This is a genomic window from Parabacteroides sp. 20_3, from assembly GCF_964238835.1.
Classification (GTDB): Bacteria; Bacteroidota; Bacteroidia; order Bacteroidales; family Tannerellaceae; genus Parabacteroides; species Parabacteroides distasonis.
Genome location: NZ_CAXSNO010000009.1, coordinates 245351 through 257578, shown reverse-complemented (window position 1 = coordinate 257578; position 12228 = coordinate 245351). Strand labels below are relative to the sequence as shown.

Sequence of the window (12228 nt, the reverse complement as noted above, 5' to 3'; positions counted from 1 at the left end):
AGTCTGCGAAACCAATGTTTAGTCATCTAAATTGCCTCTTTTTAAATAAAATTTCTCCCACTCAGCATTTGCATCTACCATACAATAATATGTCGGGGAAACATCGACATACTGTAAATACGTTTCTTGGATTCTTTTATCCAAAAATGTATCAAATGTACCTATTACTTTCGCCGGAATACCAGCGACAACCACGTTATCCGGAACATCCTTTGTGATTATACTGCCTGCTGCCACAATAACATTTGAGCCTATCTTTGTATCATATAAAATAATACTTCCGGTACCAATAAATACATTATTTCCTATTTCTATACAGCCAACCTTCTCATGGAATACTCCCCCCACCAGAATTTTTTCGGTTTTTGGAGATATCCTATTCAACATATTGTGTACTACATCATGCGTCACGAACAAAACATTAGAAGCCATGCGTACATTATTTCCGATTCTGATTAACTCTGGATATAACGGAATCTTACGAGACTGAATCATCACATTCTCTCCAATACCTGCATATACATTCCGTTTTTTTAAATATGCGGTACGTTTCACTCCATCCCGTATGGTCAGCATCCGAAATTGATACCACAGCATCCGCAGCCTCATGACTCCTTCCTCCGAATCATCACTTCATTATATTTCATCATATAGATGCCTTCTTCATAGGCTCCTATGTTCTTCTCGTTTGCTACACCTATCAGGTTATTCTTTATCAGCTTCATGTGGTTACAGCCGCATTCATAGGCATGCGGATACCCACCTCCGAACCTTGGATTCACTTCCGAGATGTAATATTCTCCATCTATATCAAAGATATCAATATCAATCTGACCGCTCCATCCGCATTCCTTTACAAACTTCTCGATCAGCGCAAACAGTTTTTCGTCTTTGAATGACACAGCTTTGTCCGTCTCTCCGGCTCTCATCAAGATTTTCTTTTTGGTGAACACTGAAACGAGTTCGCTGGAAATCATATCAATATAGCAGTCTCCTCCTATCTCCTGACCGTTCAAAAATTCCTGAATCATCAGATTGTCATCATGCGCCCAAAGAAGATCCATCGTCTCTTTATCCTTAACCTTATTGATAGCAATCGATGCACTGCCACGGACAGGCTTTACAAATACCGGAAAGCTGATCTCCCCAGCATCCAAATCCTTATAAAACGCTTCCTTATCCACATAGCTCTTGGCGCAATTGTACCCATGCTCCTTAAGCCATGTAAACATCTGCATCTTGTCCAGTGCCATCTCGCACAGGTCGTAGGACGAGCCGATGATTGTCACGCCAATCTCTGCAAACCTCTCCTTATTTTTTGCAATTAGACTTAACTCCGGGTCAATCAGTGACAACACACCGGAAATTTGTTCTTTCTTACAGATATTAAGGATCAGATCTATATAGCCATCCTCTATAATACGAGGCACTTGATAATGCTTATCCGCCTCATAGATTGCTGGCGCAATCTCGGTTAAATCAGTAACAACCACATTGCCCACGCCAGCGAATTCCTTCTTAAAATATTGAATTACCTTATTGCGCGTTCCCACGCTTAGAAGTAATATGTTCGTCATTTCAAAGTCTCCCAAAATCATCAAAGAACAACGGTGTTCCACCTGTGTGGATGAACAATATGTTCTTGTTTTTTATCTCTTGTTTTTCTATATAGTCCATCATGCCGGTATATGCTTTGGCCGTGTATGTGGAATCCATCGGGATTCCGTGGTTACTGAGCATATTCTTTATGGTGGTTTTTATAGCTTCATTTTGTTTGCCGTAGCCATCTCCGATGTAATCATCAATGAAAATAGTTGCGGATTCTATCAGTTCATCGGCTACATCACCACACAAATATTCTTTCACGCTGTCAAGCACCACCTGCCGACCTCTTGGATTCTTTCTGGCAATGCTGACACCCACGATTTCTCTCTCGTCTCCATGCATAATCTGACCGCACACAAGACCCGCCTGTGTAGTGCCTGTCCCTGATGCGAAGAAGATGTAATCGAAGTGGAGTTCGTTCTCTTTTTCGTATGCACATATCTCGTTATAGCAGTCAACATAGGCCTGTGTTCCGAGATTGCCATGACCACCACCGGGGATAAAGTACGGCTTTCGACCACACTCTCTAAGTTCAGCCAACTTTTCATCAATTGTTCTGCTGACCTCATCCACAGGTACGGTTGTGATCTCCGCACCGAACAACTGCATCATCTTGCTGTTATAAGTCGGTTCAGATGCTTCCTCCGGACTGATGATATAGCAAGGAATGTTCCGCACTGTCGCCATATTGGAAATCACACGGCAGTGATTGGAACTACTGCTACCATAGGTGACAACCGTGTCGAAATCTCCGTTGTCAATCTCTTTGAAGAAATTCACTGCTTTTCTTGCCTTGTTGCCACCAAAAGAGAACGGGAACAGATCATCACGTTTGATATATATATTATTTTGTTCCGTTCTTATTTCACATATATATGTCCTCATAATCATCCTCTGTATAATGGGAAAAAAACCGGATTTATAATCGCACCTGCTTTTTGAACCATCGTGTCATAAATCGTCTGATTATGAATCTTTTTAATTGCGTAATATGGTATAACTCCATTTTCCGCCACAAAATTCAATTTAAACTGTTCAATATTTCCGCCTTTTTTCCCTCCTCCCATGTCAATGAGTTTTCTTCCATATTGTTTTCCTAACAAGGAAGTCTGATATGTTAATAAACTATTGGCTTGGCAATGAGCAAATTCCGGATTTGATCCAAGATAAAGGTAGTGCACTATGTCTTCGCTCATAACAGATAAAACAGATGTAATAATTTCACCATCCTTAACCGCATTGGAGAAGAAACACACGCCTTTGAAAACTTCAAAATATTCCTCTAACTCTTCTGCTGTGAATTTATAGTAAGCAGAGACCTGAAACTTATCTACCGTATTTTGGTACAGTTCCAAAAACTTAGGGATTGTTACCCCGTCAAAATCAAACTTTACAGATACATTTGCGTCAATTGCTTTCTTTATAGCGCGTTTGCTTCTCCTGTTATACGCTTTCTCATAAAAATTTTCAGTCAAATCATTGCAGTAAAAATATCCATAAAACTCCGCACCTAAAACCTCTGAAATCACAGAAGCATTTGCAGCCCATGGATCCAATTTCGCAAATTCAGCGATAATATTATTGTTTTTACAATATTGCTGAAAATCTTGGGTAAATGACTTCATTAATTCCAATTCCTGTCCGTCATTGCACCATTCAATACAAGGTCCACCTGTACCTCTATATGAGGAAATATCATAATATTGAACATCATCTATAAAGCCTGCTTGTTTTTTTATAAAACGGTAACTGACCTCTCCTTGTTTTCCTATAAAATCATAGGAAACAAGTTCTCCGGCTTCTTTTTTCTCCTGAAGCTTTGCCCAGCGTGCTTCACGATATACACTTTTCATATCAATAACCTCCCATTTATCGGAACAAATTCTTCGAAAAATTGAATATTCAACAGTAAACGCTATTTGCTGAAATTAGATGTTCTGTGCATTTATTATGTATCTCATCTAGTAGTTACATTATTCTGCCTATTTCTTCTCTCTACATCCAACCGTCCAGAGCCACCCTCGCCTGTTGGAACCACTACATCAGACCGTTTGAAAACCTTACTTATGGTCGAAAGGATAATCTTTAGGTCTCCAATCCAAGTAATGTTACTGACATATTTCAAATCGTATGCAAATACACTTTCCCACAATTTAATTGCGTTTCTTCCGTTCACCTGTGCCAAACCTGTTAAACCCGGACGCACATCATGACGGTGATGTTCTTCTTCTGTGTACCAAGGTAGGTACGACACCAGTAATGGTCTTGGTCCAACAATACTCATATCGCCTTTCAGTATATTGAATAGTTCTGGTAATTCATCTAAGCTGGTGATTCTCATAATCTTTCCATACTTATTAAGTCTCACATCATCCGGCAGAAGATTTCCATCCTTATCTTTTCGGTTATCCATCGTTCGGAATTTGACGAGCTTGAAGATCTTCTCCTGCCCGTCCTTGCCTTTTTTACCAGGACGAGGTTGAACGAAGAACGGGTTGCCTCTCATTGCAACCGCACCAACAATAATTAGAGCCAGCAGCACCGGGGATAGAACAACCACAGCAATCAGTGAAAAAATGAAGTCAAAGAATCTCTTAAAAAACTTTACGTACATCTCCACACCTCTCACTCAAAACAAGCCCTAACAATCTCAATCACCGTGTCCTGCTCTTCCACCGTCATCTTATTATCGCTCGGTAGGCACAGTCCTCTCTGGAAGATGTCCATTCCTACATCCAGTGGCTTGCCGTCCTTACCTTTCACGCCACCGGCTATGTAGTAGGCATTCATCTTACCTCTTCCATCGCCCTCCCGGGTCACGACCCCATTCATCCGATAATTATATCCCAGTTCCTCATGTTGATACCAAGGAGCGTTCTCACGAGATTGGGTAGACCATTTACGTACTTTGTTCGCTGCCTCCAAATCATCCGTCAATAACATTCCCCCGGAAGAGCCCGTGATAATTTTATTGCCATTAAATGAAATGGCATTATAACTACCGAAAGTCCCGATTTGTACCCCTTTATAAGAGGCTCCCAACGATTCCGCTGCATCCTCTATGATAATCGCGTGATGCTCCCGACAAATAGCTCGGATCTCATCGATTTTACCCGATGTTCCGTATAGGTGAGCGACTACAACGACCTTCACTTCCGGATACATCTCGAAGGCTTTCTCTAACGCAACCGTATCCATATTCCAAGTATCATATTCCGTGTCGATAAACACGGGTACCCCTCCCTCGTAGACAACAGGGTTTACCGTAGCGTCAAAAGTCATATCCGAACAAAAGATCTTATCAACGGGCTTTACCCCGGCTAATCGAACTGTCATGTGCAAAGCGGCTGTCCCTGCGGACAAGGCAACCGCATATCGGCAACCGATCTTCTCGCAAGCCAGATGTTCTACCTCATTGATATTCTTGCCCACGGTAGACATCCAATTACTCTCGTATGCTTCTATTATATATTTGATTTCATCTCCATGCATGGTAGGAGAACTCAGCCATATCTTAGATGCAAATGGTACTATTCCATCTTGATCCTCTCTCTTATTCATATCCTTTAAAATTGTTTTTTCTTGTAAATGCGCAAGTACTTCTATCCCGCTTATTTCCAGCAGGACACACAATCAGTTTTTATCTTAAATGATTTTCCTTCTTTTTATGCACGGTATGCTCTTAAAAAGAGTCTGCATAGTCATTATTTCCGTGCGTCATTTCACATTTTAAGAAGCCATTCCGCTTCAACAAATTACCTTTATGATTGTGACTCGAGCCAAGGAACACTGCGGATGGCGGTAAACACTCAAATTAGGGCACACCCCTTTTAAAGGGCACCTTTCCAGTGCCCTAACCGAGTTTTGTTAAATATTTAATTTGATTTTAACATTGGCTCGTCACCAAATGAATCCTATCGGGTACCATATTAACATAGTCACAACACCTATTAAAGATTTTTCATACAAAAGGTACCTTTCTCAATCCAGCTCCTCAAACCGGGAGTTCTGGCTCTTGAACTCGGGGACGAAGGCTTTCATTTCCTTCACCATCGGGAGGATCTGGACACGAAGGGATACTTCGGTCAATACATTAATATGTTCTACTACATCCTTATAGATATACTCACGAACCGCCGCCACCCGAATCTTCTCGTGAGGGGTCTCTTTCGTGTTCTCCTTGTTGTTCAGTAGCTCTTCATACAATTTCTCGCCGGGGCGAAGACCAGTGTACTTAATCTCGATATCCTTGTCTACCTGCAATCCGGACAGTTCAATCATGCGCTTCGCCAAATCCGCTATCTTCACCGGCTCACCCATGTCGAAGATAAAGATCTCACCGCCCTTACCCATCGTTCCGGCCTCTAATACCAGACGACAAGCCTCCGGGATGGTCATGAAGTAACGGATGATATCGGGATGGGTGACCGTCACGGGACCTCCTTGAGCGATTTGTTCACGGAAACGGGGGATAACCGACCCATTGCTACCTAGAACATTGCCAAAGCGGGTCGTAATGAAACGCGTATCGCCTTTCACCTCTCCTCGCTCGATCGCAAGGCTCAAGCTCTGTACATAGATTTCGGCCAAGCGCTTGCTACATCCCATGATGTTCGTGGGGTTCACCGCCTTATCCGTACTGATCATCACAAATTTCTCCACACCATAGCTTACAGCGGCATCCGCCATCACACGAGTACCGAACACGTTTGTTCGGATCGCCTCGCAGGGGTTCTCTTCCATTAAGGGGACATGCTTATAGGCCGCCGCATGGAACACCACTTGGGGGTGCCAGTTGCGGAACACATAATCCACACGGTCCGGACTGCGGACATCGCCGATCACCGGGACAAAGTTCAGTTCCTTGTATTTCTCTTCCAATTCCAGACGGAGATTATGCATCGGGGTCTCAGCGGAGTCGAAGCAAACCAACTTCTTAATCGGGAAATGAGCCAGCTGGCGACAGATCTCGCTACCAATACTACCGGCGGCTCCCGTGACAAGCACGGTCTTCCCTTCCAACAGATTGCCGATCTCATCCAGATTAATATGGATCTCCTCACGACCCAACAAATCCTCGATACGGATCTCACGGACCGAACGCTTCGCCTCACCTCCACGTAGCTCCTCCATCTCCGGGACTACCAATGTCTTCAAGGAGGCCTGCTCGCAATAACGGATCAAACGGTCACGCTCCTGATGGGCAACCTTTATATTCGGGAAGAGAACGCCATCCAAGCTGTTGCGAGGGATCAAGCGATACAGATCCTCCACGTTCTCGATCTGGTAGACCGGTAACTCCGCGATCCGGATGCTTTTCTTGGAATTGCCAAAGGAAAGGAAGCCCATGATGCTATAATTCTGCATGAATACCTGACGGTTCGCCGATGTGGCGATCATCACGCTCTCCTCCTCCGTGCCAAAGACCAGTACCCGCTTGCGTTTCTTGCCGAGTTGCAGAAGGACGCTGTTATAGACATTGATCACGAAGACACGCAACGTGACCAACATCACGATCGTCAACGTACTGTCCATGATTCCACCCAACCAATAGATAGAAGGGCTGAAACGGGCTTTCAACAGCCAAAGCAGCAGGAACATCAAGAGCGACTTGCCGATCGCAGCACCACCGATCCGCCACAAGCCACGCAGCGTGGAATGGCGAATAACCCCATGATATGCTTTGAACAGCAAGAACGAAACGATACTGGCCACAAATGAGGAGAGGCCCACTTTCAGCACATCAGACTCTCCAATACGTATATGCAGAATGGAGAACATTCCTAGTACGCCCAGCAACGATACGGAGAGCGAGACGAAAAGGTCCGCACTAAAAATGATCCAACGGTTGATATACCGCAAATTCACCAGACGGCCTAAGGCCAATCGCCATCTGCCCTTATGAAAATCCATCATTTGCATTCTGTTTGTTTTATATTCAATGCCCTAACTTTTCCCAACGGCGGTGCCTGTGACTCGTGGCGTCCCGAAGCGGCGGGCGTAATACAGCTTTCCGTCCGCAAGATCGTACCATCACCCTGGTGGATGATTTGGATCGCATGGGTTGCATTGGGCAGGATCTGCACATTGCAACCGTAGATATGGAAAACGAAGTATATATTAATTGCCCTGTGAAGTATATATTAATTGCCTAACGCAGTATATATCCTCGGGCACATGCAGTATATCTTCTCAAAAACGGCCAGTTGAGCGGTGTCTGAGACGACTGCTTCACGCATCGTTGATACGGGTACGGAGAAACGCTCTTTGACCATCTCCTCGGGGGTTATTTTCGGATCATTTCAGGCATGAGACCGCAAAGGAACAAGCATATGCAAGAACCAAGTGACGAAAGTGATGAGTTTCGATGCTGTCGAGCATACACATGAGCGTGAAATCATCCCCATACACTATTTCCCGGCTCCGAGAAATTGCGTCTTGCATTATAATACGCTTTCTTTTTATCAAATTCAAAATCGGGCGTATATTCATAGACTGTTGAATCCTCGAAAAACCCTTCAATGGAACTTTGTTCCAAACTGAACACAAGAACTCCGGCTTTCGTCTGCCAGCAATCTTGATAGATAACATAACCTTCCCCGTAAATACCAAACTGAAATTCCCTATTATTATATCTAGCAACGATCGGAGTTCCGTCCTCCAAGTCATCTATATTCTCAAAGTCAAGCTGTCCGTGTTTACCCCTATTCAAAAAATCTCCAAACATCTTTCCTCATTAATCGCCGCTTTGATGGCTTTGGGTGTATCTTCTTGTGTCTCTCTCTTTTAAACCTAGACAACAATGATACAAGAGACCTTTCCCATAATTGCCAGCGGGGTAGAAGTACTCAATGAGCGTATCCTGCTGACCCATGTGGAGAACGGATTATTGATGAATGGTTTATGATAGAATAGCTTGCTTCATCGATAATAAGGTTGCCTGCAAAAGGGGTAAGTCCTCCTTCATTGTTGAATAAACAATATCAACATCTATTTTAAGATAATGATGAGCTATCACATCCCGCAACTTCATAATCTCCTTCCAAGGAATTACAGGATATAAAAAGAAAAGTTCTCCTTCTGAAAGTTTATCTATAGTTTTTACACTTTCACCAATAAAAATCAATTTCATACAAACACCATCCAAAACGAACATATCATCAGGAGTCAATAAGAAATCATTGCCATCCTTAATATGAGATGTACGGACTTATATAACATGAATTGAATCAATCATCATGTCTATCAAATCCAAAATTCGTCCCGAATCTTTCCATTTATACATAAATCAAATCTTTATTTATGGATTTTTCCATACGAGTTCCTGCAAATGACTCTCTTTTACAGAATAAATCAACAGAACAACCTAGAAGTTTCTCAAGTTCTGACTTTAGGCGACATAATGTAAACAAACTCATATGAGAACTCTCGTAATATATATCAATATCACTATCTTCCCTTTGTTCATGACGAGCCACCGAGCCAAACAAACCAAGATTACTTATCTGATATTTACGAAACAACGATTCTTTTTCGCTCCTTAATATACTTAAGTATTCCTCTGTAGACTTCATAGGCTCATTCTTTTTGTTCTAAAGACAAAAATATAAAGAATAATTGAATCCTCCAAGTCAACTAATTGAAATTGCCCTATGATTTTGGGGTGACAAACGCAACAGCTGATAAACAGACCGCTCAAACGCCACCCAATGCGTTCCCGTAGAATATAGGGGATCTATGTTAGAGTAATCGAATATATTCAGGATCGACCTCTACAGCGGCGACCAACAGACCGGGGATCTCCACGATCAAACGTTTCACACGGGAACCCCGTATAGAAAGTAAACGACCCTCGTAGCCATCCAATGGGCCACCCTCGATGCGGATCATGCGACCGTACATCGCAGGGGTTAATTCTTCAACCAAGAAATAACGTGGGGAATCATCGGAATGGACAGCATGGATAAAACGGTTCATCTCTGCATGGCCTACCGTCATCGGCTTACGGTAGCCACCACGCAAATAACGATATTGGAGGGTACTGATCTCTTCTACGATTGGATCCATACAGGTACGGGTAGTATGGGCAAAAAGTAAATCGTGCAGAAGAGGAACCTCCTCACGAATCCGCTTACCCTTCCTCTCGACCAACCGCCAACGCATAGGAGTGAAAATCTCAATACCCTTTTCCTCTAGCAACCTATAGGCCGGGCGTTTAGCATTGGGACGGGTCAGGTCTCGCAATATGAACCAATTGTCTGTCAAAGGATGTTCCACAGGATGATGGATAATTCTTCTAGTCCTGAAAGGATGTATATTCTATTAATATCCAATCAGTTACAAAATATAGTCTTATAAGTTGGAAGGCGTACTTGGCGAGTAGCATTCGTTTCACGCCGCAAATATAGCAAAAAATAACCAAACACAAGCAAACATCAAGCCTTGTTTGTGTTTAGTTATTTTTCACTACATTTGTGTTCGCTAAAAAAGGAGTAATTTAAAATGATCGATCAACCTACCATAGACCGGATATTGGACGCGGCGAACATCGTGGATGTTGTCTCTGAATTCGTGACTCTTCGGAAACGAGGAATCAACTATGTAGGATTATGCCCGTTTCATTCGGACAAATCACCGTCTTTTTACGTATCCCCCTCAAAGAATATCTGTAAGTGTTTCGCTTGCGGAGAAGGTGGAACCGCCGTTCACTTCATCATGAAGCATGAGCAACTCAGCTATTTCGACGCTTTACGCTTTCTGGCGAAAAAATACAATATAGAGATACAGGAACGGGAACTTACCGAGAAAGAGAAACAAATCCGTAGCGACCGGGAAAGTATGCTTATCGTCAATAGTTGGGCGGGGCAATACTTCTCTACTTTATTACATGAGCATGTTGAAGGGAAAAGCGTAGGTATGCGCTACTTCGCCGAGCGAGGATTGAGGGAAGATATCATCCGTAAATTCCAGCTCGGGTATAGCTTGGACCAGCGGGATGCCTTATACAAGGCCGCTACCCAAGCAGGCTATAAAAAAGAATTCTTGGAGAAAACCGGTTTAGTTATCGCTTATGATAACGGAAACGTGAACGATCGTTTTCGGGGACGTGTCATCTTTCCCGTCCATACGTTAAGCGGAAAGGTCGTGGCATTCGGCGGACGTGTATTGAAAAAGGACGAGAAGACAGCGAAGTACGTAAACTCTCCCGAAAGCGAGATTTATCATAAAAGCAACGAGCTTTACGGCATCTATTTCGCCAAGCAAGCAATCATGAAACAGGATCGCTGTTTCTTGGTGGAAGGATATATGGACGTGATCGGTATGCACCAAGTGGGCGTAGAAAACGTGGTTGCCTCCTCGGGTACGGCACTCACACAAGGGCAAATCCGGCTCATACATCGTTTCACGAATAATATCACGGTATTATACGATGGAGACGCCGCCGGAATCAAAGCGGCTCTCCGGGGTATCGATATGTTATTGGAAGAAGGGATGAACGTTAAGGTCGTACTTCTTCCGGCGGGAGAAGATCCGGACTCGTTTGCCCGCAGCCATAGCGCAAGCGAGTTCGCCGAGTTTATCAGCCAGAACGAGACGGATTTCATCCGTTTCAAGACAAAGTTACTATTGGCGGAAGCGGATGGCGATCCGATTAAACGTTCCGCCCTGATCTCGGATATTATCCGTACGGTAGCGATCATACCTGATAATATCGCTCGCTCCGTGTATATCCGGGAATGTAGTACGACCATGGAGATAGACGAGCAAGTCTTACTCAACGAGGTCAATAAGATCCGTCTCAACAAGGAAGAGAACCAAGCGGCTAAATCCGTAAGGAATACACCGCCCGTTCAATCTCCCGTCAATACGATTCCGGAGTATCCGGATTTCCCCGGCTACCAACCGTATACACCGGAAGAGGCGAATACCCTTCCTCCGGAAAATATTCCGCCTCCACCGCCCGAGGACTATATTCCGGAAGAGGAAGCGGGTCCGCCTCCTACTCCTCCCTACGAGGTTCCGACGGCTCCCAACATACAGGTCCAACCGAAACGTTCTCCTTTTGAGGCTTATGAGTTGGCTCTTCTGCGCTATATCGTACGATATGGCGAACGTGTCCTCTATGACTACGTAGATGAGGAGACCAACGAACATGTCATCATGAGGGTCGCCGATTATATCCGTTTCGATCTGGAACGTGATGACCTTACGTTTTATACGCCAGCCTTCAAGCAAATGCTGGACGAAGCTGCTGAACATTGTCAAAACGAGGGCTTTATGGCCAGTCGTTATTTCCTTGCCCATCCGGACCCGAACATCAGCCGGCTTGCCGCCAACCTTATCAGCGATAAGTACCAGCTTAGTAAATATCATACGAAGTTCAGGGAACTAGAGCAAGAAGAAGATAAATTGGATTACTTGGTACCCCGGGAAATCTATTCCATGAAAGATGCCTATATCCTCCATAAGATAAAGGATATCCAAGCGAAAATCAAAGAGGCTCAAAACAAGGGAGACATGGAGCAGATCTTTGATTTAATGAAACAGAACGCCCACCTCAACGAGATCAAGAACGTGCTCTGCAAAGAGCTGGGTGAGCGCATCGTATTAAAAATGTAATAA

At 43.8% G+C, this 12228-nt stretch carries 12 protein-coding genes; 1 reads left to right on the top strand and 11 read right to left on the bottom strand.

The window, feature by feature from the left end; all coding sequences use genetic code 11:
* Positions 1 to 18: 18 nt before the first annotated feature.
* The 11 genes from ACESPU_RS18415 to ACESPU_RS18365 form a co-directional block, all read right to left on the bottom strand.
* Positions 19 to 597 (bottom strand): acyltransferase, encoded by a 579-nt coding sequence (locus ACESPU_RS18415; RefSeq protein WP_227154455.1) that lies wholly within the window; start codon positions 595 to 597, stop codon positions 19 to 21.
* 8 nt (positions 598 to 605) lie between these two features.
* Entirely contained in the window at positions 606 to 1598 is a 993-nt protein-coding gene (locus tag ACESPU_RS18410; protein WP_227157568.1) for an ATP-grasp domain-containing protein, read from the bottom strand.
* Positions 1579 to 2490 (bottom strand): 1-aminocyclopropane-1-carboxylate deaminase/D-cysteine desulfhydrase, encoded by a 912-nt coding sequence (locus ACESPU_RS18405; RefSeq protein ID WP_227154456.1) that lies wholly within the window; start codon positions 2488 to 2490, stop codon positions 1579 to 1581. The genes ACESPU_RS18410 and ACESPU_RS18405 overlap by 20 nt, the downstream gene beginning before the upstream one ends.
* 2 nt (positions 2491 to 2492) lie before the next feature.
* A complete protein-coding gene (locus ACESPU_RS18400; protein WP_005864979.1) occupies positions 2493 to 3458 on the bottom strand; it encodes a GNAT family N-acetyltransferase in 966 nt (321 codons plus the stop codon).
* A gap of 104 nt (positions 3459 to 3562) precedes the next feature.
* Positions 3563 to 4219: a sugar transferase gene (locus ACESPU_RS18395; protein WP_005864976.1), complete on the bottom strand. Its 657-nt coding sequence runs from the start codon at positions 4217 to 4219 to the stop codon at positions 3563 to 3565.
* An 11-nt stretch (positions 4220 to 4230) separates the two neighbouring features.
* The gene (locus tag ACESPU_RS18390) at positions 4231 to 5166 is read right to left on the bottom strand and encodes a DegT/DnrJ/EryC1/StrS family aminotransferase (protein WP_373133586.1); all 936 of its coding nucleotides are present in this window, start codon (positions 5164 to 5166) and stop codon (positions 4231 to 4233) included.
* Between the two features lie 420 nt (positions 5167 to 5586).
* On the bottom strand, positions 5587 to 7521 hold the full coding sequence (locus ACESPU_RS18385) for a nucleoside-diphosphate sugar epimerase/dehydratase (protein WP_217799582.1): 1935 nt from the start codon (positions 7519 to 7521) through the stop codon (positions 5587 to 5589).
* A 481-nt stretch (positions 7522 to 8002) separates the two neighbouring features.
* The gene (locus ACESPU_RS18380; protein WP_005864966.1) at positions 8003 to 8332 is read right to left on the bottom strand and encodes a hypothetical protein; all 330 of its coding nucleotides are present in this window, start codon (positions 8330 to 8332) and stop codon (positions 8003 to 8005) included.
* A gap of 174 nt (positions 8333 to 8506) precedes the next feature.
* Positions 8507 to 8761 carry a DUF86 domain-containing protein gene (locus ACESPU_RS18375; RefSeq protein ID WP_227154518.1) on the bottom strand — a complete coding sequence of 85 codons (255 nt, stop codon included), beginning with the start codon at positions 8759 to 8761 and terminating at the stop codon, positions 8507 to 8509.
* Between the two features lie 121 nt (positions 8762 to 8882).
* Positions 8883 to 9179, bottom strand: a complete 297-nt coding sequence (locus ACESPU_RS18370) for a nucleotidyltransferase family protein (RefSeq protein ID WP_005864960.1) — start codon at positions 9177 to 9179, stop codon at positions 8883 to 8885.
* A 166-nt stretch (positions 9180 to 9345) separates the two neighbouring features.
* On the bottom strand, positions 9346 to 9882 hold the full coding sequence (locus tag ACESPU_RS18365; protein ID WP_122114779.1) for a UpxY family transcription antiterminator: 537 nt from the start codon (positions 9880 to 9882) through the stop codon (positions 9346 to 9348).
* A 225-nt stretch (positions 9883 to 10107) separates the two neighbouring features.
* Between ACESPU_RS18365 and dnaG the strand changes: the two genes are divergently transcribed.
* Positions 10108 to 12225, top strand: coding sequence for a DNA primase (gene dnaG, locus ACESPU_RS18360; RefSeq protein WP_057326703.1), 2118 nt, complete (start codon positions 10108 to 10110; stop codon positions 12223 to 12225).
* Positions 12226 to 12228 lie beyond the last annotated feature (3 nt).

Bases quoted from the DNA above. Each gene is read 5' to 3' on its own strand.
- ACESPU_RS18415 (WP_227154455.1), bottom strand. From the start codon at position 597: ATGCTGTGGTATCAATTTCGGATGCTGACCATACGGGATGGAGTGAAA.
- ACESPU_RS18410 (WP_227157568.1), bottom strand. From the start codon at position 1,598: ATGATTTTGGGAGACTTTGAAATGACGAACATATTACTTCTAAGCGTG.
- ACESPU_RS18405 (WP_227154456.1), bottom strand. From the start codon at position 2,490: ATGAGGACATATATATGTGAAATAAGAACGGAACAAAATAATATATAT.
- ACESPU_RS18400 (WP_005864979.1), bottom strand. From the start codon at position 3,458: ATGAAAAGTGTATATCGTGAAGCACGCTGGGCAAAGCTTCAGGAGAAA.
- ACESPU_RS18395 (WP_005864976.1), bottom strand. From the start codon at position 4,219: ATGTACGTAAAGTTTTTTAAGAGATTCTTTGACTTCATTTTTTCACTG.
- ACESPU_RS18390 (WP_373133586.1), bottom strand. From the start codon at position 5,166: ATGAATAAGAGAGAGGATCAAGATGGAATAGTACCATTTGCATCTAAG.
- ACESPU_RS18385 (WP_217799582.1), bottom strand. From the start codon at position 7,521: ATGATGGATTTTCATAAGGGCAGATGGCGATTGGCCTTAGGCCGTCTG.
- ACESPU_RS18380 (WP_005864966.1), bottom strand. From the start codon at position 8,332: ATGTTTGGAGATTTTTTGAATAGGGGTAAACACGGACAGCTTGACTTT.
- ACESPU_RS18375 (WP_227154518.1), bottom strand. From the start codon at position 8,761: ATGTTCGTTTTGGATGGTGTTTGTATGAAATTGATTTTTATTGGTGAA.
- ACESPU_RS18370 (WP_005864960.1), bottom strand. From the start codon at position 9,179: ATGAAGTCTACAGAGGAATACTTAAGTATATTAAGGAGCGAAAAAGAA.
- dnaG (WP_057326703.1), top strand. From the start codon at position 10,108: ATGATCGATCAACCTACCATAGACCGGATATTGGACGCGGCGAACATC.